Here is a 23,941-nt window from a genome sequence, read left to right as displayed (position 1 = left end):
CGGTCTCGCCGGTGCAGACGTTTGCGAATTTGCCGCCGTTCTGCACGTTTTCGCCCCTCATCCGCCTGCCGGCACCTTCTCCCCGTGAGGACGGGGAGAAGGGACAAGCGGCACCGACCCACCTTCCCCGTTCGGTCGAGAGGACTATCTACTCTGGACGATCTACAAGGACGACGCCATGCCGCACTGGCTGCAACTGATGACCGATTCGCTGCCGACCCTGCTTTGGGCCGGGGTGAAGTTCACCATTCCGCTGACGCTTCTCTCCTTCGTCCTTGGCCTGTCGCTCGGCCTCGTCACGGCCGTGACACGGCTTTTCGCGCCGAAGCCGCTGGTGCTCGTCGCCCGCTTCTACGTCTGGGTGATCCGCGGCACGCCGCTGCTGGTGCAACTCTTCGTCATCTTCTACGGCCTGCCGAGCATCGGCGTCTTGCTCGATGCCTTCCCGGCCGCACTGATCGGCTTCACGCTGAATGTCGGCGCCTATACCTCCGAGATCATCCGTGCAGCCATCGCCTCCGTGCCCAAGGGCCAGTGGGAGGCTGCCTACTCCACCGGCATGACCTGGGGCCAGGCCATGCGCCGCACGATCCTGCCTCAGGCGGGCCGGGTCGCGGTGCCGCCGCTTTCCAACACCTTCATCTCGCTGGTCAAGGACACCTCGCTCGCCGCGGCGATCACCGTGCCGGAACTCTTCCAGTCGGCGCAGCGGATCGTCGCCACGACCTATGAGCCGCTGATCCTCTACGTCGAGGCCGCCTTCATCTACCTCGCCATGAGCTCGGTTCTGTCGGCGCTGCAATCGCGTCTCGAGATCCGTTTCGGCCGCTACGGCGGTATGCTGGAGGCCAACCGATGATCGAACTGTCCCACATCGTGAAGCGTTTCGGCGAGGCCGTGATCCTCGATGACATTTCGCTCACCTTTCCGGAAGGCAGCGTGACGGCGCTCGTCGGCCCGTCCGGCGGCGGCAAGAGCACGCTGCTCCGGTCGATCAACCTTCTCGAACTCCCGACCTCCGGATCCGTCCAGGTGGGTGACGACCGGGTCGAGTTCGCACCGGACCGCAAGACGCCCTGGGCCGCGATCCAGAAAATCCGCTGCGAAACCGGCATGGTGTTTCAGAACTTCCAGCTCTTCCCGCACCGCACGACCATCGAGAACGTCATGGAGGGGCTTCTCGTCGTCCAGAAGTGGCCCCGCGAAAAGGCCCGCGCCCGCGCCGTCGAACTCCTGACCAAGGTCGGCATGGCCCACAAGGCGGATGCCTGGCCTGCCAATCTTTCCGGCGGTCAACAGCAGCGCGTGGCGATTGCGCGCGCGCTCGCCCCCTCCCCCAAGGTTCTGCTCTGCGACGAGCCGACATCGGCACTCGATCCGGAACTCGCCGGCGAGGTCGTCGACGTCCTGAGCAAGCTCGCAAGCGAAGGCACGACCATGGTCATCGCGACACATGATCTGCGGCTCGCTTCGCGCATCGCCAATCAGGTGGTCTTTCTGGAAGCGGGTCAGATCGTTGAAACGGGCGCCTCCGAGCAGATCTTCCGCGATCCGCAACGCGAGCGCACCCGCCGCTTCGTCTCCTCGATCAGCGCCGCCCAGACGCTCTGAGCGGTGACGCGGTCACGACTGCGGCCGGGCGCGCTGCCCCCCGTCCGCAAGCAGCTTGTCGATGTCCCGGACGGAAACGGGCTCCGAAAACAGGAAGCCCTGCAACTCGTCGCAGCCGATCTCCGTTAGGAATGCGCTCTGCTCCTGCGTTTGCACCCCCTCGGCCGTCGTCTTCAAGCCCTTCGCGTGCGCCATATCCACGATTGCCTGGACGATAGCCTCGTCACCGCGTGATTTGCCGAGCCCATCGATGAACGATTTGTCGATTTTGATGTGATCGACTTCCGTGTCGTGCAGACGGCCGAAGGTGGAGAAGCCGGTCCCGAAATCGTCGAGCGCGATGGCAACGCCGAGATCTCTCAATGCCCTTATGTTGGCGATGCAGGTGGACGTACCATCCATCCATGCCGTCTCGGTGATTTCGAGCTCGAGCCGATGTGGATCGAGGCCGGTCGCCTCGAGCGTCGCCTCGACCTCGGATGCGAAACCGGGATTGCGCCACTGTATCGGTGAGACGTTGACCGCCACGCTGCCGATCTGCCATTTCGCGGCCGCCTTGCAGGCTTCCTCGAGGACGTATCGCCCGAGCGCCTTGATGAGGCCGGCCTCCTCGGCGATCGGAATGAAGAAGGTCGGGGAGAGACAGCCACGGGTCGGATGGTACCACCGTACCAATGCCTCGACACTGATCAGATCGCCGGTCCGCGCGCGGTATTTCGGCTGGTAGAGAACATGGAACTGGCCTGTCTTGGTGAGTGCGGCGTGGAGATCGCGCTCGATTTCCGCCCGCTCCCTGATGATAACGTCCATGTGGACGCCAAACGTCGTGAAACGCCCTCGCCCGCTCGCCTTGGCATTGTAGAGTGCAACGTCCGCCTTGCGGGTGAGCTCGCTGCGGTTCGCGCCGTGGAGAGGTGAATAGGCCGCACCGACCGAGACACCCGCAAAGGTCGTTTTCCCGTCGATGACGAAGGGTTCCGCGATCGACGAGACGATACGCGAACAAAGCGCCTCGACCTCGGACACCTCGGAGAAGGGCACGAAGATGTTGAACTCGTCGCCGCCGACGCGGCAGAGACGTCCCTCCGGCGGCAACAGCACACCGATCCGCTTCGCCACCTCCCGGATGACGTCATCGCCGGCGCCGTGTCCCAGCGTGTCGTTGATCTGCTTGAACCGGTCGAGATCGAGGTAGAGCACGGCGATCTGGGGAACCGCCCCCTTCGCCGGCATTAGTGCAAGGTCGAGTTCGCGCTCGAAGGCGGTGCGGTTCAGGAGCCCGGTCAGCGCGTCGTGATTGGCGAGGAAGCGAATACGCTCCTCCTGCGCACGGTTCACCTTGAGGCGTCGGTAAAGGGCGAGAAGAAAGAGCGTCAGCGTGATGATCAGCAGCAGCAGCGCGCCGACGAGTGCCGGCGAGATCGACGCAAGGAATGCCGAGCCCGGGCGGTAGGGAAGCCAACCGAAATAGCCGACGATCTGTCCACTGTCGGCGACGATCGGCAGCTCGGCCGTGCCGGGCAGCTTCTGCGACACCGGCGAGAAGAAGAGACCGTGGAAGCCGTACTCGCTCGAAAGTTCCTGCAGAAAATCGCTGTCGAGATACTTCACGGCGACGTGCAGATACTCCTGCCCCGGCACCTGCTCGATTTCGCCGCTGTCGGAAACCACCGGCTTCACGCTGACGATGGCCGGATGCTCGCCGATCCTGCTGAAATCACTGACACCCGGAGAGAGCACGCGATCGTTCACCTGGCTCCTGTCCTGCCTGCGGAGCATGTCGCGCAGGCGCGAGGCCATCGGCTCGGTGACGGAGCGGAAGCGATCAAATGCTTCCGGCCCGCTGATCTTGTCGTCGACGTAGGCATAGATCGGACGGTCGGCGGGATCGAGCACGAAAGCGGCATCGTGCCCGAAATAGGAGATCATCCAGCTGCCGAGATTGCCGTCTATCCACTCGTCCCGTTCGGGACTCGGCGGCTTGCGCACCGTCTCGACGGCCTCGTCCCAGACGGTCGAACTCTCCTGGTCATGGGCGACGCGCGAACGCAGTTGGCTGATGACATGCTCGGCGATCGGGACCTGCCGTGCCTCCGACTGATCGTCGATGACCCTCGTGGCCCAGGTCAGGAAGACCTGGGCGGCGACGACCAGTGCAATTGTGCCGCAGACGGTGAGAAGGACCACCTTGAGCGGAAAGGTCGCGACCCTGCGACGGTTTGCGCCTTGTTCCATGCGTGTCCATGCCTCCCTGCCCCTCCTGCCATCGCACGGCAGGCGTTAACGGGCGGCTTCCGTTCACAGTTTATGAAGTACTAATAGACAATCTGTGGCAAAAGAGGGTCGTGCGATCCGTCACTCGAAGAGCCGTTCGCGCCGGTCGGCTGCCGCTCGCGGCGGCTGCCGGCAAGTCTGTGACCGTCAGCCGCGGCCGCGATAGGTCGGAACGCCCTGGTCGGGAAGCCACACGCCGGCGGGCGCCTCGCCCGTCTGCCAGAACACGTCGATCGGGATGCCGCCGCGCGGATACCAGTAAGCGCCGATCCGGAGCCATTTCGGATCGAGGAGATCGATGATCCGTCTGGCGATGTAGATCGAACAATCCTCGTGGAAGGCACCGTGGTTGCGGAAGGAAAAGAGAAAGAGCTTCAGCGACTTCGACTCCACCAGCCAGTCGCCGGGAATGTAGTCGATGACGATGTGGGCGAAATCCGGCTGGCCCGTCATCGGGCAGAGCGAGGTGAATTCAGGCGCGGTAAAGCGGACGACGTAGTCTGTTCCGGCATTGCCGTTCGGCACACGCTCGAGGACGGCCGACTCCGGGGTCGTGGGCGCTTCGACGGACTGGCCGAGCTGGGTCAGGCCGGAAACGTCGGTCTTGCTCATCATGAAACTCCTTCAGATTTCGACGCCGTTGCCGTGCGCCATTTCGTTCTCCGGCTCGACATGGATCGTGACGCGCGTGCCGGGCAAGGCCTTGTGCAAGGCCATTTCCAGCCGGTCGCAGATCACATGGGCATCCCCGACGGTCATCTTCGACGGCACCACCAGGTCGAAAGCGACGAAGGTGGCGGCACCGGCGCGACGTGAACGGAGATAATGCACCCCGAGCGAGCCCTCGCAGTTCTCCTTGATCGCCTGCTTGATCGCCTCTTCTTCCTCAGGCTCGACCGCCTGGTCCATGAGGCCGGCAACGGAATGCGAGATCACCTTCCAACCCTGGAAAATGATGTTGAGCGCGACGAGGATGGCGAGCAACGGGTCGAGGATCGCGTAGCCGGTGACTATGGCGAGCACAAGGCCGATCAGAACGCCGCCCGACGTCACCACGTCGGAGAGCACATGATGGCCGTCCGCCTGCAACGCTGGGGAACGATGCGTCTTGCCGACACGAATAAGCGTGAGCGCCCAGGCACCGTTGATGGCGGCCGCAAGCGAGTTGATGGCAAGACCGAGAACCGGCGCGTCGAGAAGTTTCGGATTGGGAAGAGCCGCGACCGCCTCCTGAAGGATGAGCAACGCCGCGACGACGATCAGCACGCCTTCGAGAACGGCGGAGAAATACTCCGCCTTGTGGTGGCCGTAGGGATGGCTCGAATCCGCCGGCTTCTGGGCGTAGCGGATGACGAAGAACGCGACCACCGCCGCGACCACGTTGACCGTCGATTCCAGACCGTCGGAAAGCAGCGCCACCGATCCCGTCACCTTCCAGGCGACGAGCTTCAATCCCATCACCCCGACGGAAAGGGGAATGCCCCAAAAGGCCAGGCGCTGTACCAGGCCGTTGCTCTCTGTCTTCATCTTCCTGCCGCCCCTGCACTTGCAAGCGAATTGCATTCGCTACTTCCACAACGACGAAACCGCCCACGGATGGTGGGCGGTTTCTGGCGGTGCATATGAAGGAAAGAACGGGTTTTGTCAAAGGCGGAATGCCTTCCCCCTAGTCCGCTCGTGCGCCTCAAACAAGGGCTCCGCATTGCCATACGTAACGTGTCACGTTATACTGCCGCATGATCCGGAGCTTCGCCGATCCTGAGACTGAGCGCATCTGGACCGGTTTGCGGAGCCGGAAGCTGCCGCCGGACATTCAGGCGGTCGCGCTGCGGAAGCTGCGCATGGTGAACAACGCCCGCGTGCTTCAGGATCTGCGCGTCCCGCCGGGAAACCGGCTGGAGGCATTGAAGGGCGACAGGGCCGGATACTACAGCATCCGGATCAACGAACAGTGGCGCATTTGCTTCAAGTGGCATGACGGAGGGCCGAGCGATGTCGGAATCGTCGACTACCATGACTGACCATCTGCCGAACCCGCATCCGGGCGACATTCTTCTCGAGGACTTCCTGAAGCCGATGGGGCTCAGCCAGAATGCGCTGGCACGCGCGGTAAATGTCCCTCCCCGCCGCATCAACGAGATCGTCCTCCGAAAGCGGGCCGTCACAGCGGACACTGACCTTCGGCTGGCTCGCTATTTCGGTCTGTCCGAAGGCTTCTTCCTGGGATTGCAGGCCGACTACGATCTGTTGGAGCGCCGGAGAGAAATAGAGGACGAGCTGCAGCGGATCGAGCCGAGGGCGGCGTGACACGCAGAAATTCTAGAAAACCGAGATGGTACACATGACGTCTCCCAAGCCAACTCCATTGTCCCTTGTTCAGAAGGCTCGCCTTGTGTGGCTGATGGCAGTATCTCCGGAAAAATTCATCCAAGAGGAGATCGAAGACAACGTCAGGCTAAATGGGGGAGGCCCCCGACAGGGATCAGACAGTATCCACAAAGTGAGGAAAGACTATTCCTCGGCGTTCCTCTGGGCAGTAAGTGCGATGGTTGCGGGGGGATTGTCGGGGTGGGCTCTCGGCCAACTCTCAGGCGCCAGCAACTTCTGGGACATCGCCGTCTCCTTGGCAGGCGGAGCAATACTGCTCTGGGCCAGCCTGGCCTTGCAGGGCTGGAATATACAGACTTGGGATGGTGTCACCTTGTCAGAGCGATTGAACCAATGGGTCTTTCGTACGCTCTATTTTATCGGCACTACACTGATATCTGCAGGTAGCGTCTGGAGCCTTTTCTGAGAGAGCGCGAGGCGCCGAAGCGCCCCGCCATCATCCTCACGCCGCCTTTTCCTTTGCCCGCCGTGCGAGATGCGCGACGACGTTCTCGATCATGCGCATGCCGGCGTCCTGACCGAGCGTCATGATCGATTCCGGGTGGAACTGCACCGCCGCCACCGGCTCCTTGGTGTGCTCGATGCCCATGATCGTGCCGTCTTCGCTCTCCGCCGTGATCATGAAGTCACGGTCGAGCGTCGCCGGATCGGCGAAGATCGAGTGATAGCGGCCGACGGTCACTTCCTTGGCGAGGCCTGAGAACACGATGCCGGGCTCCAGCACGCGGATGCGCGAGGGCTTGCCGTGCATCGGGATCGCGAGCTGGCGCAACTCGCCGCCATAGGCCTCGGCGAGCGCCTGCAGACCGAGGCAGACGCCGAAGATCGGCAGTTGCCGCGCCCGCGCCTTCTTAATCGTCGCCTTGCAGTCGAAATCCTTCGGGGTGCCGGGGCCGGGCGAAAGCACCACGAGGTCCGGCTTGATGCGGTCGAAGACCTCGTCGGCGACCGGCGTGCGCACGGTCGTCACGGTGGCGCCGGTCTGGCGGAAATAGTTGGCGAGCGTGTGGACGAAGCTATCCTCGTGGTCGACGAGCAGGATGTTCACGCCCTTGCCGACGGCGGCGACACCGCGCTTCGACTTCTCGTCGTTTCCGGATTTCGCATCGCGAATGGCAGAAATCATGGCGGATGCCTTCAGTTCGGTTTCGGCTTCTTCCTCTTCCGGAATGGAATCGTTCAAGAGCGTCGCGCCGGCGCGCACCTCGGCGATCCCATCCTTGATCCGCACGGTCCTGAGCGTCAAGCCGGTGTTCATGTCGCCGTTGAAGCCGACCATGCCGATCGCCCCGCCATACCAGGCGCGCGGGCTCTTCTCGTGCGCCTCGATGAAGCGCATCGCCCAGAGTTTCGGCGCTCCCGTCACCGTCACCGCCCAGGCGTGGGAGAGGAAGCCGTCGAAGGCGTCCATGCCGTCGCGCAGACGCCCCTCGATGTGGTCGACCGTGTGGATGAGGCGCGAATACATCTCGATCTGGCGGCGGCCGATGACCTTGACCGAGCCCGGCTCGCAGACGCGGGACTTGTCGTTGCGGTCGACGTCCGAGCACATGGTGAGCTCGCTCTCGTCCTTCTTGGAATTCAAAAGCTTCAGGATCTGCTCGCTGTCGGCGATTGGGTCGGCGCCGCGCTTGATCGTGCCGGAAATCGGGCAGGTCTCGATGCGCCGGCCGGACACGCGCACGAACATCTCCGGCGAGGCGCCGACGAGATATTCCTGATTTCCGAGATTGATGAAGAAGGAATAGGGAGATGGGTTGATCTCCTTCAGGCGCTTGGAAATCTCCGACGGCTTCGATTCGCAGCGCTCCATGAACTTCTGGCCCGGCACCACCTCGAAGAGGTCGCCGCGGCGGAAGCTCTCCTTGGCCTTGACCACGAGCTCGGCATATTCGCCCGGACGATGGTCGCCGCGCGGCGGGATCGTGTCGGTCGCCTTGAACGGCTCCGGCGCGATCGCGTCCGCCTTGCCCTCGGTCGTCACGCCGTCCTTCTCGAAATCGTAGCGGTCGATCCAGGCCTTGGCCGAATAGTGGTCGACGACCAGAATTTCGTCCGGCAGGAAGAGCACCATGTCGCGCTGGTCTTCCGGACGTTCGAGCGAAAGCTTGATCGCATCGAACTGGAAGGCGAGATCGTAGCCGAAGGCGCCGAAAAGGCCGATCGAGCTGTCCGCCTCGGAATGGAAGAGATCGGTGATCGCGCGGAGCACGGTGAACACCGTCGGGATCTTCGAGCGCTCTTCTTCGGTGAACACCCGGTCGGGCTCGTTGACCGAAAGATCGAGGCGACGCGCCGTCGAGGCGCCGAGCGTGATTTCGCCGACCGTGCGCAGCCTTGCGGCGATGAAGGAGAGCAGCACCTCGCCACGTTCGTTATAGGCCTCGATCCACATCTTTCGGCCGAAGCAGGAAATGCCGAGCGGCGGATCGACGATCGCCGTGTCCCAACGCGTATAGCGGCCGGGATATTCGTAGTTGGAGGAAAAGACCGCACCGCGATGCTCGTCGAGCCTGTCGATGTAGCCGTTGATGGCATCGGCATAGGGCGCCGCCCGGCGCGAGCGCGTCACCTTGATACCGCCGCGGGTGGTATAGGTCTCCCCGCCATCATCCCGAATGATCGTCGTCATGCTCTCTCTTCACTCCGTCGTTCAAGGCCCGGATGGAGGCGCCTGAATACAAAAAAGCCGCCTCAGGTTTTCCGGGCGGCTTTGGGTCACTTGTCTCTGGACATGACTGGTCAAGGCCGCGTTAGCGAGCCCACCACCAGTTACCGATGTTCAAAAACGTCGTCATGCGAGAACTCATACCGTCAACCCGGCAGCCGCGCAAGAGGCCTTGGCGCACCGCCATTTCGTCTATCGATGAAACCAAATACGCCGCCAGCCGTTGTCGACAGGCCCGACAACGGAGACAGGACGGTTGCCGAGACTTTTTCTGCTGGCGGCAGTGCTCGCCGCCACCACCGCCATCGCCGCGCCGGACAATCCTCCGGTCCCCTTGCCGAAACCGCCTCAGGCCGACCGCACCCCCGCCGCCGGGCCTCCCGTGCCGGCTGAAAAGCCGAAGGAAAAACAAGCGCCGGCGGCACCGGAACCGGAGAAGGAAAAGGAGACGGCGGCACCCGCCGAACCGCCCCCTCCTCCGCCGCCACCGGTGGAAACCGAAGACAGGGCCGCGTTCGAGGCCTGCACGGCTGAGCTGAAATCCCTCGGTGCCGCCTTCAGGACGCTCCCGCGTATCGATGACGGCAACGGCTGCGGCATCGACAAGCCGGTTGCGATGACACGGCTCTCGGCCGAGGTCGCGATCGAACCCGAGGTGACGGCGCGCTGCGAGACGCTGTTGCAGCTTGCCCACATGACCCGCGATCTCATAGAGCCGGCAGCGCGCCTCGGCCTGCCGGACATGGGCAGGCTGAAGGCCGTGCACCAGGCATCCGGCTATGTCTGCCGCAAGCGCAACGGCGCCGAGACGGGCAAGATTTCCGAACACGCCCGCGGCAACGCCGTCGACATTTCCGCACTCGAATTCGAGAAGGGCCCGGTGCCGATGAAGATCGCCGCGAGCGAGGCGCCAGACCTCGCCGCCGCCTTCCAGCGCACGCTCAACGCCGCCGCCTGCCTCTATTTCACCACCGTCCTCTCCCCGGGCAGCGACGACGCCCACCGCGACCACATGCATCTCGACGTGATGAAGCGAACGGGCGGCTATCGGTATTGCCGGTGAAGGCGGGATGGGGTGCGGACGTAGGAGGAGGGATTTGCGGCTGGAGCGGACCTCCGCTCGCCCGCGATAGATGACCGACTTGGGCTCGGAAGGTCACGGTTCGCAATTGGAACGAAAGTACCAACGATCGCAAGCCTTTGCCGGGGCCGCGTCGGAGTTCATTGTCCGGCGGATCATCCTCACGCAGTATGCTAGCTTGTAGAGAGAAGCCCGCATTGTATAGGAATAGATGATAATGGTTTGAATGCTGCGTCGGCTCTAAGAGGAGCGAGACGAAGTTGGAGAAGATCGTCCATGAGCCTACCCACCTCGCTCTATCCCGAGAGAAATATTGTGGACCTCGCGGCACTGGCAAGACTGCAAGCCGCAGGTTGCCGGGAGCGTCGCACGCGCCTTTCCAATTGGCTTGTTGAGGTTGGCCTGGATGGAGCCCTGATCACGCGCCCCCAGCACCTGACATACTTTTTTGGATTGCGAGGATGGAGAAGCTCGCCAGCCTCTGGGTTCGTCGGCCGTGATGGCTTCGGTTTGATCTCGGTCGGCAATTCAATGGGATCTGACGTCTACACCGATGAAACAGTCCGGTTCGACGATTCGATGTTCGCGACCACGTTCGAAGACCGCGAGCGAGCGGCAATTGCGTCGTTGGATATTCGCCTCGCTAAAACGAAGGCGCTTGGCGCGGATTGCACCAACATCGCAGGACAGACCATCACACCGATATCCGGGCAGATCTCGTCGATGCGCCGACGCAAGTACCCGGATGAAGTCGCGCTGATTTCCGCGGCCATTGCCGCCAATGAAGCTGGATACCGTGCGATTGCGCCGCATATCGCCCCCGGACTTCTGGAAACCGAAGTGTTTGCCCTATTTCAGGGAGCTGCAATTGCGGCTGCGGGACAGACGATGGGGGAGCTGGGCAACGATTTTCGTGGGGGACAGCCAGGCGGCCGGCCTCGCCCCGTGCCTCTGGTGGAGGGCGATCTTCTGCCCGTGGATGCCGGAGCGGTCGTCGCAAACTATTTTTCCGATATGTGCCGGACTTTCGCTGTGTCGGGGACACGAGCGCCAGTGCAGGAGGAGGCCTTCGGCCGCGTCGTTCATGCACTGTCAATCGCCGAAGACATGATCCGGCCGGGTGTTCGATGCGGGACAGTTTTCCAGGAGATTGCATCCATCCTGAACAGCCACCGCGATGACTGGCGCTTTGACCATCACTTGGGCCACGGGCTTGGCTTGGATCCGGTCGAGCGCCCGTTCATAAATTCGGGTTCGAACGACATCTTTGAAGAGGGCTGCACGTTCACGCTCGAACCCGGCCTGTACGGTGACAATCTCCGGGGTGGAATACGTCTCGAGCAGAATTACGTCATAGAAAATGGCGCTCTTCGCCGGCTATCCAAGTTACCTCTGGACATCTGAAAATGTCGCGGCCCCGAAAGCTCGCTCTGAGGAGGGACCGCCGCTCATCCTGATGCTCGATGAGCCGATCTCTGCGCTCGTCGGCAACGATCTTGCCGTCATATCTCATCTCTGTGATCGCGCCGCCGCCTTCCAGCGGGCGCTCAACGCCGCCGCCTGCCTCTATTTCACCACCGTCCTCTCGCCGGGCAGCGACGACGCCCACCGCAACCACATGCATCTCGACGTGATGAAGCGGACGGGCGGGTATCGGTATTGCCGGTGAAGACGGGAGGAAGGTGGGGGCGTGGATGGACTCGAGATATTTCACTCATAGCGAGCGACAGTGTATGCCGGAGGGAACTGTGTTCTCCACCGAGGCAAAGGCAAATGGCCAGCGACCGAGCAAGTTCTGAAAATCGTATGGATGCGCTTGAGCTGGCGGAAGATCTTCGCGCCACGCTTGGGAGATTTGTCCGTCTCGTCAAGAACGAGGCGAATACGCCGACCACGTCTCAGTCAGAGACGCTGTCGCTCCTTGATCGAAGCGGTCCGCTTACTGTTGCCGAACTGGCAAACCTCCGCAATGTAAGACACCAGAGCATGCGATTGGTCACCGCACAGCTGGAGCTTGACGGACTGGTCGGCAAACTGCCCAATCCGGCCGACGGGCGCAGTCGACTTCTTTCCATCACCCAGAAGGGACGGGAAGAATTGTCCTGCTCCCGCAAAGCCCGGACATTGAAGATTGCGGCCTTGATCGAGGAGCGGCTATCCAACCAGGACAGACAGACGCTTCAAGCCGCAATCCTCGTAATCGAGCGACTGATGTAGCCGGAACCGCTACGCCTTCGACAGCGCAGCAAGGACATTGGACAGGGTGTTCAGTCCCCAGTGCTCGGCATATCTGCCGTCCTCCACCCGCACGATGTCGATGACGCTGATGGCGACGCCCCGGCCTGTGGCGGGAATTCCCATCAATGTGCCGGAGTGTACGCCACTGATCGTCTTTCGTGTTGTCACCTTGTCACCCTCAGCAATCTGATCGTGGATTGTTACCTTCAGGTCGGAAAGGGCGGGGCGAAGGACGTTCTGGAATGTGTTCCACATGCTTTCAGGACCATTCGGCATTCCCGGCGGCGCTGAATGGTTGACGAAATCCGGAGCCATCAGGGCATGGAACTCGGCCTCGTTCCGGTTTTGGATGACCTCGATGTTGAAGCGGCGAACCACCTCCTTGTTGTCGGTAGACATGATTGATCCTTCCCGTCAGCTATCTTGTCAAAATTATACAGTTCAACTGTATAATTTTGACTTATCCGCTGCGGGGCGGATTTTCAAGTGATGTCGTGGATGGAATATGATCAAAGGCGCATCATGGGATGTCCGCTTCGATCTCGACCTCGGTGTCCGTGCCGAAATGATTGATCTCGGCGATCACCGTCGCCGCCTTCCAGCGCGCGCTCAACGCCGCCGCCTGCCTCTACTTCACCACCGTCCTCTCGCCGGGCAGCGACGACGCCCACCGCGGCCACATGCATCTCGACGTGATGAAGCGGACGGGCGTGTATCGGTATTGCCGGTGAAGGCGGGGGAGAATGGGGGGTGGAGGGGGGGTATGGGGCTGGACGTGAGCGGGGGACCGATTTCGGGGGCGAGAGGGGAGTGACAGGTTTTGGCGCGCGAGGAAGAAAAAGCTGACATATGCGTCGTCCTTCATGGCGATAACTTGGACGCACCTATAGGCAGACTGATGTGGAAAAGTGGGAATATGGAAACATAACAGGAACATACCGCTCGCATAAGACGCAGATGCGCCTATACTCACCCTATGGAAAAGAGAATCACCGATAGTCAGATTCTGGGGGAGTTGGGCGAGACGGCGGTCAAGAAGATCGTGCTCGAAATCGGCTTCATCTATGAGAACAGGGGAAGGTTGGAAGCCGGAACTGACGGCCTCATTGAACTGCGCGACCGTCGCAGCGGTGCACCGCTTGGAAAGCTATTGGGCGTGCAAGTCAAATCGACGGCTAATGGAAAATATATCCGCGAGACGGATCATCAGTTTGAATATGTAATGAAGGCGACTGATCTCGCGTATTGGCGGAAATACAATGTCCCGGTTATCATAGTACTCTGGCGTCAATCCGACGGCACCGCGTATTGGAAGGACGTGTCTGAAGCGATGCACGGCGACGAACGTCGTCTGAAGTTCGACAAAGGCGACGATGCCTTTGGCCCCGATTGTGCCGATCGGCTGGCTGCGCTGACAATCGACCGCCGGACTCCGGGTGTCTACGTGCCGCCTTTAAACATGGGCGAAAGTGCAATCCTGAACATGATGCGTATCCGTCTACCGGACGAAATCTTTATTGCCACGTCACCGTTCGGTACCGGAAGGGATGGCATTCCGGCACTGCTTAAACAGCAGAAGACGCGTTTTGACTGGGTCATACGCAAACGGCGGTATATATCTTTCTTTGACCCGAGGGAATTCGGAACGCGCGCCATTGTCGATCTCGATCAGGTTGAGGCAGTGGATACACCGCTTATCGTGCTGAACGACGAACTCGACGATACCAATGACACGATTGAGCTCCTGCGTCGAAGCGTTGCGCATCAGACAGCGGCGCAGATCAGGCACCTGGCCAAGGAGCGGTTGTTCTACTTCCACGCTTTGGGCATGAACAAATCTCGCAGCTACAGATATGCCTCCAGTGTCAAGGACACGTCTGCCAAGGTTGTCAGCTACTATCCGAACAAGAAGTTCCCCGAAAAGCCGGGCTACGTACGCCATCACGCCGCAAATCTTCGCTTTGAGCGACTTGGCGATGAATGGTTCATCGTCATCGATCCAACTTTCTATTTTACGCGGAATGGATTCGAGCCGCATCCCTTCCCTGGAGCCTTGCTCGCAGGAAAGAAGCGTCTTGAGCGCAATGCGGCGGTGCGGGGGCAGGTCGTCATGTGGCAGAGTCTGCTTGAGGATAGTGCCACACCGAAGAACGATCTGTTTCAGGAAACCGCCGCGAGCGATCATTTCCTCGGTTTTGAAAGACTGCCTCTGGCTGAGCTGGCACAGGCCGTCCCGGAGGATACATGGAATCGCACAGATCCTCGCGCCAAAGAGATGATAGCGGCAGATCTTTTTGATGAAGGGCTGTCCGCATGAACTTCAAGACACGCGTTTTTGATGAACCCATTCTGGAGTTCGGCGAAGGCGGGCAGCATTGTGATCCGCGACAGGGGCTGCGTGAATTCGGTCCACTCCAACCCCGATCGGGCGATGTCGTGCGCGTCGGCGTTATTGGCACGAATGAAACAGTAGCAGGATTTACGGAATTTCTCGATGAAACCGCACGCGGTATCGCGAGTGAGAATAAGCAACTTATCAATCTGAATCCGGATTTTCCGGGACTTGGAAATCAGAATCCGTTCCGCTGCAAATTCGAAGTGCCAAGCGGCGCGACCGCGACCATGTCGCGCGCTCAGGTCAATGACATTCGCACCATCGGCAAGCACGATGAAGCTGTGCGGCAGGCCGTCGAAATGATCACGGAGCAATTGACGGCTCTGACCGAAAGCAGCGTCAAACCGGATGTAATTGTTCTGGCGCTGCCCATCCTGTTGATCGAAAAACTAGTCAACGCCAGGAGTGAAGAACGCGATGAGGACGCCGAGGATGAAGAGGAAGCTAGCACGGACATCCTCTTGGATTTCCGCGACCTGCTCAAGGCCCGGACGCTACATCTAGACGTGCCGACACAGATTGTCTGGCCGGACACATGGGATGATGCCGCAAAAATCCCGCGCAAGGTCAAGCGCGACAGCAATCGCCAGACGCAGGCAAAGGCCACACGGGCTTGGAACCTGTTGAACGCGCTTTTTTATAAGGCGGGAAAAGTACCATGGCGTTTGCTGCCAGACGACGCTGGTCTGCGAACAAGCTTCCTCGGAATTGGCTTTTACCGCGATGTCGATGGTCAGCAGCTTTGGACGAGCACGGCGCAGATGTTTGACGAACGGGGGCGTGGCCTCATACTGCGCGGCGCCCGCGCACAAACCGAGACGCGAGGCCGCCATCCATATCTGACGGCACAGGATGCCGATGACTTGGTGACGCAGTCGATCGCCACGTACAAGGCGCATCACCGCCATGTTCCGGCGCGCATTGTCATCCTGAAAACCTCACGGTTCAGGCCTGAAGAAGCAGAGGGTATCGATGCAGCGCTCCGCCGTGCGGGGATTGAACTCAGCGATCTCGTTTGGGTTCAGGAAAGCTCGCCGATCGCAATCTTCCGTGATGGGAATTACCCGGTACTGCGGGGCACATTCGTCGATTTGCGTGGGAAGGGCTTGCTCTACACGCGCGGAAGTGTGCCATACTATGGCACTTATCCCGGGTTGCGCGTGCCTCGCCCCTTATTGTTAGTACAGCACGAGAACAGTGACAGCGCGATTGCGAAGGTTGCGGAAGAGGTCTTGGCGTTAACCAAAGTCAACTGGAACAGCACACAGTTTGATCAGAAGCTGCCGGCACCCATCAAGGCCGCGCGCGAAGTCGGGCGTATTCTCAAACATATCGCGTTTGGAACGCAGGTATCTCCTGATTTCCGCAGATACACATGATTCTTGCAGCAGGTTTCTGCCACTGAGCAGGCCGACAGTTGCCAGAAATTTGCAAGGCGGCTGGAATGACCGACTAGAAGGCGCAAAGCAGCCGCATCTTTCAACAACGACAGAATGTCCGCCTCGCCCAAACCAACCGTCCCACCCCCTCAGAACAACCCCTCGATATACCCCTGTTCATTGAGGAAAATCCGCTCGGCGGCGGGGGATTGCGGCAGGCCGGGCATGGTCATGATCTCGCCGGTGATCGCCACGACGAAGCCGGCGCCGGCGGAAAGCCGCACTTCCCGCACGTTGACGACATGCCCCTCCGGTGCGCCGCGAAGGCTAGGGTCGGTGGAGAAGGAATACTGGGTCTTGGCGATGCAGACCGGCAGCCCGCCATAGCCCTGCTCCTCCCAGAGCCGCAATTGCTCGCGCACCTGCTTGTCGGCCGTCACCTCGCCGGCGCGGTAGATGTCGCGGGCAATGCGCTCGATCTTCTCGAAGAGCGGCAGCTTGTCGGGATAGAGCGGCGAGAAATGCGCGGTGCCGCCATGGGCCAGATCGGCGACCCGTGTCGCGAGTTCGGTGATGCCGGCCGAGCCCTCCGCCCAGTGCCGGCAGAGGATCGCCTCGGCGCCCTGACGGGCGGCGCAGCGCTTGACCGCCTCGATCTCGGCCTCGGTGTCCGAGCCGAAATGGTTGATCGCGACGACGACCGGCACGCCGAACTTGCGGACGTTCTCGATATGGCGGGCGAGATTTTCCGCGCCTGCGACGACGGCGTCCACATTCTCCTGCCCGAGCTCGTCCTTCTTCACCCCGCCGTTCATCTTGAGCGCCCGGACGGTCGCGACGATCACCGCCGCCGCGGGCTGCAGGCCGGCCTTGCGGCACTTGATGTCGAAGAATTTCTCCGCCCGAGATCGGCGCCGAAGCCCGCCTCGGTCACCACGTAATCGGCAAGCTTCAGCGCCGTGCGGGTGGCGACCACCGAATTGCAGCCGTGGGCAATGTTGGCGAAGGGTCCGCCATGGACGAAGGCCGGATTGTTTTCGAGCGTCTGCACGAGGTTCGGCTGCATGGCGTCTTTGAGGAGCACCGCCATGGCGCCGTCGGCCTTGATATCGCGGGCCCGCACCGGGCTCTTGTCGCGGCGATAGCCGATGATGATCTCGCCGAGGCGGCGTTCGAGGTCGGCGAGATCCTCCGAGAGGCAGAGGATCGCCATCACCTCGGAGGCCACCGTGATATCGAAGCCCGTCTCGCGCGGATAGCCGTTGGCCACGCCGCCGAGGGAGCAGACGACCTCGCGCAGGGCCCGGTCGTTCATGTCCATGACGCGGCGCCAGGTCACGCGGCGGCTGTCGATTGCCTGTTCGTTGCCCCAGTAGATGTGGTTGTCGATGAGCGCCGAAAGCAGGTTGTGCGCCGAGGTGATCGCGTGGAAATCGCCGGTGAAATGGAGGTTCATGTCCTCCATCGGCACGATCTGCGCATAGCCGCCGCCGGCCGCCCCGCCCTTCACCCCGAAGCAGGGCCCAAGCGAGGCTTCGCGGATGCACACCATCGCGTTGCGGCCGATGCGGTTCAGGCCGTCGACGAGGCCGACCGTCGTCGTCGTCTTGCCCTCGCCCGCCGGTGTCGGGTTGATCGCGGTGACGAGGATGAGCTTGCCGTCCGGCCGGGAGGAAAGCGACCTGATGAAATCGGCCGAAATCTTCGCCTTGTCGTGACCGTAGGGGACGAGCTTCTCCGGCGGAATGCCGAGCCTCGCCCCGATCTCGGTGATCGGCTTCTTTGCCGCCGCGCGTGCGATCTCGATGTCGGATTTCATGCCGGTCATGCACACCCCTCCCCTTTGTCTCACGTCCTGAAACCGGGCAAGGCGCTCTCCGTCTGCGCGAAAACGGCGTGATATACCTGATCCTTAACCGGCGGACCGCAGGCCAGCAAGCGTTTGGCCCCGACAATTTCGGGACCAAATGGCGCAGGCGCCCCCGTATCGGAGAGAGGTCGCCCGTGAGGCGGGCGACCAGTTCCGCCTTCACCCCTCGCCGATGGCGATCAGGCTCGCATTGCCGCCGGCGGCCGCCGTGTTGACCGAGACCACCTGCTCCTGCGCAAAGCGCATCAGGTAGGCCGGTCCGCCCGCCTTGAAGCCGGTGCCGGAAAGGCCCGAGCCGCCGAAAGGCTGAGTGCCGACGACCGCGCCGATCATGTTGCGGTTGACGTAGACATTGCCGGCGTCGAGGGTTTCGGCGACGGTGCGCACCGTCGCCTCGATGCGGCTATGGACGCCGAGCGTCAAGCCGTAGCCGGTCGCCCCGATCGCCTCGACCACCTTGGGCAGGTCCTTCGCCTTCCAGCGCACGACATGCAGGACGGGGCCGAAGACTTCCTTGGTCAGCGCCTCCGGCCGGTCGAGTTCGATGATGTGCGGGGCGACGAAGACGCCGGTATTCGGCACCGTGCCGGCATAGCGGACCTTCTGCGACTTGCGCATGTCCTCGATATGGCCGGTCAGCATCGCCTGCTGCTTCTCGTCGATCACCGGGCCGACATCGGTGGTGATCCGCGCCGGATCGCCGAGGGTGAGCTCACGCGCTGCCCCTTCGATCATCTCCAGCATGCCGTCGGCGATGTCTTCCTGCAGATAGAGGATGCGAAGCGCCGAGCAGCGCTGGCCCGCCGAGCGGAAGGCCGACATCACCACGTCGTCGGCGACCTGCTCGCCGAGTGCGGTCGCATCGACGATCATGGCGTTGATGCCGCCGGTTTCCGCAATCAGCGGCACGATCGGCCCGTTCTTGGCGGCAAGCGAGCGGTTGATCGCCTGGGCGGTGGCGGTCGAACCGGTAAAGGCAAGCCCGCCGAGCTTCGGATGGGCGGCGATCGCCGCACCGACTTCGCCGGCGCCCGGCAGCAGGCAGAGCACGTCGGCCGGAACGCCGGCCCTGTGGAAGAGCCGGACGGCCTCATAGGCGACGAGCGGCGTCTGCGGCGCGGGCTTGGCGAGAACCGCATTGCCGGCGGCAAGCGCCGCCGAGACCTGTCCGAGGAAGATCGCCAGCGGGAAGTTCCACGGCGAAATGCAGGCGAACACGCCGCGGCCGCGCCAGAGCAGGCGGTTGTCCTCGCCGGTCGGGCCGGGCATCGCTTCCGGCGCGGCGAAGAGCCGCCGCGCCTCGGCGGCGTAGTAGCGGCAGAAGTCGATCGCCTCGCGCACCTCGGCAATGCCGTCGTCGAGCGTCTTGCCGGCTTCGGCGGAAAGCAGCGCGACGAACCGGATGCGATCGGCTTCGAGAAGGTCCGCCATGCGTTCGAGGGAGGCGGCCCGCGTCTCGACGGGTTCGCGCGACCACGTCGCAAAACCCTTGCGTGCGGCGATGAACGCCTTGTCGACGTCGGCGGCGGTGGCATTCACCACCGTGCCGATGCGGCGCGACCGGTCGGCGGGAGCGAGCACCGGCTGCGCCTCGCCGGCAGGCGCCACACCCGGCACCAGCGGCACGGCGGCAATGTCGAAGCTCGCCGCGGAGAGGTCTTTCACCAGTTGCGCGAGGCTCTCGCGATGGCCGAATTCGAAGCCGGCGCTGTTCTTGCGGGCACCATAGATCTGAAGCGGTCGCGGGATCTGGCTGTGGCGGACGCTGCGGCCCTCGTCGAGGCCCAGCCGCTCCGCCGGCCGTTCCAGCAGCTTCTCGACAGGCACGTTCTTGTCGCCGGCAACGGCGACGAAGGAAGAGTTGGCGCCGTTTTCGAGCAGGCGGCGGACCAGATAGGCGAGCAGGTCGCGATAGCCGCCGACCGGCGCATAGATGCGGCAGGCGACGCGATCCTCGCCGGAAAGAAGACTGTTGTAGAGCGCCTCGCCCATGCCGTGGAGGCGCTGGAACTCGAAGCCGGAACGGTCGGCGCCGGCAAGTTCGAGGATGGTCGCGACGGTGAGCGCGTTGTGGGTCGCAAACTGCGGGAAGATACGTTCCCGCTTGGCGAGCATCCGGCCCGCGCAGGCGAGATAGGCGAGGTCCGTCGCCGGCTTGCGCGTCCAGACGGGATAGTCGTCGAGCCCCCGCTCCTGCGCCCGCTTGATCTCGGTATCCCAGTAGGCGCCCTTGACGAGGCGAACCATCATCCGCCGCCCGTGCGCGACGCAGAGATCGTCGATGTAGTCGATCACCTCGGGCGCGCGCTTCTGGTAGGACTGGATCGCCAGGCCGAAGCCGTCCCAGCCGGCGAGCGAGGGATCGGCGAAGACGGCGGCGATCACGTCGAGCGAAAGCTCAAGCCGGTCGGCCTCTTCCGCGTCGACGGTGAAGTTGAGCTCGTGGGCCTTGGCCATCTGCGCGAGCTTCAGGAGGTCGGGCACCAGTTCGCGCATGACCCGGTCGCGATGAGTCGCGAGGTAGCGCGGATGCAACGCCGAGAGCTTGACCGAGATGCCCATGCGCTCGGGCAGCCGCTTGCCCTTTCCGTGCTTCGCCATGAAGGCGCCGATCGCCTCGATGGCCTCGGCATAGGACTGGAAATAGCGCTTGGCGTCGGCCGACGTCCGCGCGCCCTCGCCCAGCATGTCGAAGGAGTGGCGATATCCCTTCTCCTCGCTCTTGGCGGCGCGCGACAAGGCGTCCTTCATCGTCTCGCCGAGCACGAAGTGATGGCCGAGGAACCGCATCGCCTGCTTGGTGGCGCTGCGCACCGTCGGCAGTCCGAGCCGCTTGACGAGCCCGCGCACGACGCCTTCCGGCGTCTCGCCCGGACGGATGACGCGGGCGGACAGGCCGAGCGCCCAGGCGGACGCCGAAACGAACCAGCTGTCGCCATGCGCCTCATGCTCGCTCCAGCCGCCTTCCTTCAGCTTGTCCTCGATCAGGCGGTCCTGCGTCAGCGCATCGGGCACGCGCAGCAGCGCTTCCGCCAGCACCATCAGCGCCAACCCCTCGCGGGTGGAAAGCCCGTATTCGCGCAGGAAGTCCTCCACCCCGCCGATCGAGCCCGAATTGTCGCGGATCGCCTCGATGAAGCGCGCCGCACGCCGGTCGATCGCCGTATTCTGGCCGGGCGTGAAGGAAAGTTCCGCGGCGAGTTGCCCGAGAAGAACGTCGTCGTCTCCTGCGAAGGGCGCGCTGAAGGGGGGAATTGCGGGCATGTCTGGGTTGATCATTGTCACCTCCGTGTTATCGGCAACATAACGACAACATACTAGCGATACTCACCATATTTTGATATACAGTCAGTGGAAATATCCGCAAATTCCGATATGGATAGGGAACAATGAAAGAGCTTGACCGCCTCGACCGCAAGATCCTCCGCGCGCTGCAGAAGGAAGGCCGGCTCACCAATATCGAACTGGCCGAGCGCGTGAACCTGTCGCCCACGGCCACCGCGGAGCGGGTCAAGAGGCTGACCCGCGACGGCTTCATCATCGGCTACATGGCGATCCTGTCGCCACAGAAACTCGGCCGCAATCTGCTGGTGTTCATCGAAGTCAAGCTCGACCGCACCACGCCCGATGTTTTCGACGCTTTTGCGGCCGCGGTGAAGCGCAGCGACGATGTGATCGAATGTCACATGGTCGCCGGGGGCTTCGACTATCTCGTCAAGGCACGCGTCGCAGGCATGGAGGCCTACCGCCAGTTTCTTTCCGAAGTGATTCTGCCACTACCGGGCGTAAGAGAGACGCATACCTATGCCGTGATGGAGGAAGTCAAAGCCGGATCACTCCTTCCGGTCTGACACATAGAAAAGATAAGATATTGGGATTTAACGATAAATCGAAACAGCCCAAAATTGTCCCCGTTCCCGGTTAACGACACCGGTAAAAAAAGCTGACTTTTCAATCGTTCTGCTATATTCGTTAAAGTTAACATTACAACAGGTCTAATTTGAACCCCGCAAGATGATAACCGCCCAGCGCCAGTCGCTTCTCAGCAGCGAAATTTCGAGCATCGAGACACGTTCCGAATTCCTGGACTGTATGTTGCGGGTCGCTGAGCGGTTCGGATTGCAGCATGTCTCGGTGCTGACCGTGCCTTCGCCCGGCGACAAATTCCTGGCTCCGCACTTCCTCGAGACGACGCTTTCCGCACAATACATCCGCGAGTTCGACAGCAACCGCCTGCTGCGCTACTGCCCCGTGCTGCCGCAACTCAGCCGGTCCGTGATGCCGCAGTGCTGGACCGTCGAGGATGACGGCGCCTGCGACTTCGACTTTCCTCCGGCCATGTTCGACCTGCTGCGGAAATACGGATTGCGGATGGGCCTCGTCTTTCCGCTGACCTCGGTCGATTCCAGCCGCTACTACTTCCGTTACGACGGCAGCCGCCCTCCGCTGACCCAGGCGGAAATCAACGAGCTCGGCATGATCACGCTGCAGGCGTTCGACGTGTTCGACCGCATCCGCCGTGCCGAGAAGGCCTGCGCGAACCTTCTCTCGGCGCGCGAGCTGGAAGTGCTTCGATGGACGGCGCAGGGCAAGACCTCGGTGGAGATCGGGCAGATTCTCTCGCTCTCCGATCACACGGTCAATGCCTACATGATGAATGCCATCAAGAAGCTCGACTGCGTCAACCGCACGCAACTCGTCGCCAAGGCGATCCGCCTCAAGCTAATCTGACGTCTTTTGGCATCTCCCGGCGGAGGCCTGCTCCGCCGGTTTCTCGCTGCTGGCTCAGCGGTCGAGCACCGAACGCAGCTCCACCATGTTCGAGCGGACGCGAAGCAGGTAGAACCCCATGGTCGCGAGATGCGTCGGCATGATCCAGCCGTCCTCGCTGCCGTTAGAGATGATCGCGGGCTGAATTCTGAGCGCCGCTTGCAATTGCTTTTCCATCTCCGACCATATGGCGGTCAGGTTGCGGTCCCGGATAACGTCGACGAAGTCGGCGTGGGCCGCCCGCAGGACGGCATACTGGCCGTAGAGCTGACCGTATGCAAACCAGAAGCGATCGTCGGCGCGCGTATCGAACCAGCCCGAATTGAACTCCTCGGAGCGGCGGCGCAGGATGTCGGAGGTGCTGCCGAGATCGCTCGCCATGCGGTCGAGGAGCTGGACGAGATTGTCGGCGCGCGGGTCGAAGACGGCGTTGCAGGAAGCGAGATCCGTATTGAACTTCGTCCAGTTCCGGATCGCCGCACGGTAAAAGCTCGGCGTCGGCGTCTTGAAGCCGAACGGACTGGTTCCGAAGTACCAGGTTCCCTCGTCGAACTGGATGTTGCCGCGAGCCTCCTGCAGATCATTATTGATGCTGGAGGTGCCGCGCACGCGCCCGAGATTGTCGACGAGTTCGATGGCCATGCGGCGGGCGACCTGGTTCACGCCGCGCTGGAAGGACGCCTTGTTGTCGAAGAAGGGTGTGTGGTCCCAGTCGACGCCGAAAAAGCCGAGCTTGTAGAACAGCGTCGAGGATATCCACGTGTTCTTGTTGACGTTGGTATCGGTGAGGTCGGAGACGACGCTGACGATCGCGGAACCTTCGCAGGTGCCGGGCTTTTCCGCGATCGGCTGGCCGGCGGGAACCGTGCGCTCCTCGAATTTGTAGGCCTGAACGAATTCCGGATCGAAATTGTACCAGACCTGGGTGCGCCAGAAGAACTGGGCATAGAAGGCGATGATGATGACCAGGAGCAGGAGAATGGGGCCGCGGATCAGCCAGGTGCGGCGCGAATACCAGCCATGGACCGCGAGGAACGGCCAGAGCAGCGATGCTACCACCAGTCCCACGCCCCGCCCGATAGCGCTGAAGACACGGTGGAAGAACGCGATGATCGGATCAAGCATGGTCGTCTCCTTGTGCCGTCGCAGCCTTGGCGAAAGCTTTCTCTCGTCAAGCAGATATGTCGGGCAGGGCCGGGATGCAACAGCCCGGCGATGCGCACGCCACCGCATACGACCGCATCATAGAAGCAGTCCCGCCCGAGAC

At 62.1% G+C, this 23,941-nt stretch carries 18 protein-coding genes and 3 pseudogenes; 13 read left to right on the top strand and 8 right to left on the bottom strand.

Annotated elements, in window-relative coordinates; translation table 11 throughout:
* Nucleotides 1–178: 178 nt before the first annotated feature.
* Together H4I97_RS04330 and H4I97_RS04325 are read left to right on the top strand one after the other, a co-directional pair.
* A complete protein-coding gene (locus H4I97_RS04330) occupies nucleotides 179–859 on the top strand; it encodes an amino acid ABC transporter permease (RefSeq protein ID WP_182306702.1) in 681 nt (226 codons plus the stop codon).
* Nucleotides 856–1,611, top strand: a complete 756-nt coding sequence (locus tag H4I97_RS04325; RefSeq protein ID WP_182306701.1) for an amino acid ABC transporter ATP-binding protein — start codon at nucleotides 856–858, stop codon at nucleotides 1,609–1,611. The genes H4I97_RS04330 and H4I97_RS04325 overlap by 4 nt, the downstream gene beginning before the upstream one ends.
* A gap of 12 nt (nucleotides 1,612–1,623) precedes the next feature.
* Here H4I97_RS04325 and H4I97_RS04320 read toward each other — a convergent pair whose 3' ends face one another.
* The 3 genes from H4I97_RS04320 to H4I97_RS04310 all read right to left on the bottom strand — a co-directional run bounded on the left by H4I97_RS04320 (nucleotide 1,624) and on the right by H4I97_RS04310 (nucleotide 5,412).
* Entirely contained in the window at nucleotides 1,624–3,846 is a 2,223-nt protein-coding gene (locus H4I97_RS04320) for a putative bifunctional diguanylate cyclase/phosphodiesterase (protein WP_182306700.1), read from the bottom strand.
* 186 nt (nucleotides 3,847–4,032) lie between these two features.
* Nucleotides 4,033–4,497: a preQ(1) synthase gene (gene queF / locus H4I97_RS04315; protein ID WP_182306699.1), complete on the bottom strand. Its 465-nt coding sequence runs from the start codon at nucleotides 4,495–4,497 to the stop codon at nucleotides 4,033–4,035.
* A 12-nt stretch (nucleotides 4,498–4,509) separates the two neighbouring features.
* A complete protein-coding gene (locus tag H4I97_RS04310) occupies nucleotides 4,510–5,412 on the bottom strand; it encodes a cation diffusion facilitator family transporter (RefSeq protein ID WP_182306698.1) in 903 nt (300 codons plus the stop codon).
* A gap of 209 nt (nucleotides 5,413–5,621) precedes the next feature.
* Here H4I97_RS04310 and H4I97_RS04305 point away from each other — a divergent pair, with 209 nt between their 5' ends.
* Both H4I97_RS04305 and H4I97_RS04300 read left to right on the top strand, forming a co-directional pair.
* Nucleotides 5,622–5,906: a type II toxin-antitoxin system RelE/ParE family toxin gene (locus H4I97_RS04305; protein WP_182306697.1), complete on the top strand. Its 285-nt coding sequence runs from the start codon at nucleotides 5,622–5,624 to the stop codon at nucleotides 5,904–5,906.
* Nucleotides 5,878–6,192 (top strand): HigA family addiction module antitoxin, encoded by a 315-nt coding sequence (locus tag H4I97_RS04300; RefSeq protein ID WP_182306696.1) that lies wholly within the window; start codon nucleotides 5,878–5,880, stop codon nucleotides 6,190–6,192. The genes H4I97_RS04305 and H4I97_RS04300 overlap by 29 nt, the downstream gene beginning before the upstream one ends.
* Before the next feature lie 523 nt (nucleotides 6,193–6,715).
* Here the strand turns inward: H4I97_RS04300 and H4I97_RS04295 are convergent.
* Nucleotides 6,716–8,905, bottom strand: coding sequence for an anthranilate synthase (locus H4I97_RS04295; protein WP_182306695.1), 2,190 nt, complete (start codon nucleotides 8,903–8,905; stop codon nucleotides 6,716–6,718).
* Between the two features lie 292 nt (nucleotides 8,906–9,197).
* Here H4I97_RS04295 and H4I97_RS04290 point away from each other — a divergent pair, with 292 nt between their 5' ends.
* The 4 genes and pseudogenes from H4I97_RS04290 (at nucleotide 9,198) to H4I97_RS04275 (ending at nucleotide 12,239) form a co-directional block, all read left to right on the top strand.
* Complete coding sequence (locus H4I97_RS04290) at nucleotides 9,198–10,004, top strand: extensin-like domain-containing protein (protein ID WP_182306694.1); 807 nt, start codon at nucleotides 9,198–9,200, stop codon at nucleotides 10,002–10,004.
* A 294-nt stretch (nucleotides 10,005–10,298) separates the two neighbouring features.
* On the top strand, nucleotides 10,299–11,426 hold the full coding sequence (locus H4I97_RS04285) for a M24 family metallopeptidase (RefSeq protein WP_182306693.1): 1,128 nt from the start codon (nucleotides 10,299–10,301) through the stop codon (nucleotides 11,424–11,426).
* A gap of 127 nt (nucleotides 11,427–11,553) precedes the next feature.
* A pseudogene (locus H4I97_RS24510) lies at nucleotides 11,554–11,691 on the top strand (extensin family protein); the annotation flags it as partial.
* A gap of 137 nt (nucleotides 11,692–11,828) precedes the next feature.
* Nucleotides 11,829–12,239: a MarR family winged helix-turn-helix transcriptional regulator gene (locus H4I97_RS04275; protein ID WP_182306691.1), complete on the top strand. Its 411-nt coding sequence runs from the start codon at nucleotides 11,829–11,831 to the stop codon at nucleotides 12,237–12,239.
* A gap of 9 nt (nucleotides 12,240–12,248) precedes the next feature.
* Here H4I97_RS04275 and H4I97_RS04270 read toward each other — a convergent pair whose 3' ends face one another.
* Entirely contained in the window at nucleotides 12,249–12,659 is a 411-nt protein-coding gene (locus H4I97_RS04270) for an ester cyclase (protein WP_182306690.1), read from the bottom strand.
* 194 nt (nucleotides 12,660–12,853) lie between these two features.
* Between H4I97_RS04270 and H4I97_RS04265 the strand changes: the two are divergent.
* The 3 genes and pseudogenes from H4I97_RS04265 to H4I97_RS04255 form a co-directional block, all read left to right on the top strand.
* Nucleotides 12,854–12,991: pseudogene (locus H4I97_RS04265) on the top strand (extensin family protein); the annotation flags it as partial.
* Nucleotides 12,992–13,236: 245 nt separating this feature from the next.
* Nucleotides 13,237–14,577 (top strand): DUF4365 domain-containing protein, encoded by a 1,341-nt coding sequence (locus H4I97_RS04260; RefSeq protein WP_182306688.1) that lies wholly within the window; start codon nucleotides 13,237–13,239, stop codon nucleotides 14,575–14,577.
* Entirely contained in the window at nucleotides 14,574–16,034 is a 1,461-nt protein-coding gene (locus H4I97_RS04255; RefSeq protein ID WP_182306687.1) for an argonaute/piwi family protein, read from the top strand. Before H4I97_RS04260 ends, H4I97_RS04255 begins: the two co-directional genes overlap by 4 nt.
* 149 nt (nucleotides 16,035–16,183) lie before the next feature.
* Here H4I97_RS04255 and H4I97_RS04250 read toward each other — a convergent pair.
* Both H4I97_RS04250 and putA read right to left on the bottom strand, forming a co-directional pair.
* Nucleotides 16,184–17,862, bottom strand: a pseudogene (locus tag H4I97_RS04250) (formate--tetrahydrofolate ligase).
* 201 nt (nucleotides 17,863–18,063) lie between these two features.
* Nucleotides 18,064–21,183: a bifunctional proline dehydrogenase/L-glutamate gamma-semialdehyde dehydrogenase PutA gene (gene putA, locus H4I97_RS04245; RefSeq protein WP_244658713.1), complete on the bottom strand. Its 3,120-nt coding sequence runs from the start codon at nucleotides 21,181–21,183 to the stop codon at nucleotides 18,064–18,066.
* A 110-nt stretch (nucleotides 21,184–21,293) separates the two neighbouring features.
* Between putA and H4I97_RS04240 the strand changes: the two genes are divergently transcribed.
* Nucleotides 21,294–21,755 (top strand): Lrp/AsnC ligand binding domain-containing protein, encoded by a 462-nt coding sequence (locus H4I97_RS04240; RefSeq protein WP_182306686.1) that lies wholly within the window; start codon nucleotides 21,294–21,296, stop codon nucleotides 21,753–21,755.
* A 163-nt stretch (nucleotides 21,756–21,918) separates the two neighbouring features.
* Complete coding sequence (locus H4I97_RS04235; RefSeq protein WP_182306685.1) at nucleotides 21,919–22,635, top strand: helix-turn-helix transcriptional regulator; 717 nt, start codon at nucleotides 21,919–21,921, stop codon at nucleotides 22,633–22,635.
* A gap of 54 nt (nucleotides 22,636–22,689) precedes the next feature.
* Here the strand turns inward: H4I97_RS04235 and H4I97_RS04230 are convergent, their stop codons facing one another.
* A complete protein-coding gene (locus H4I97_RS04230; RefSeq protein WP_182306684.1) occupies nucleotides 22,690–23,799 on the bottom strand; it encodes a DUF2333 family protein in 1,110 nt (369 codons plus the stop codon).
* Between the last annotated feature and the right edge of the window lie 142 nt (nucleotides 23,800–23,941).

The sequence above is a fragment of the Ciceribacter thiooxidans genome (assembly GCF_014126615.1).
Taxonomy (GTDB): domain Bacteria; phylum Pseudomonadota; class Alphaproteobacteria; order Rhizobiales; family Rhizobiaceae; genus Allorhizobium; species Allorhizobium thiooxidans.
Note: the sequence above shows the minus strand (reverse complement) of the source record. Positions and strands in the feature narration are given on the sequence as shown.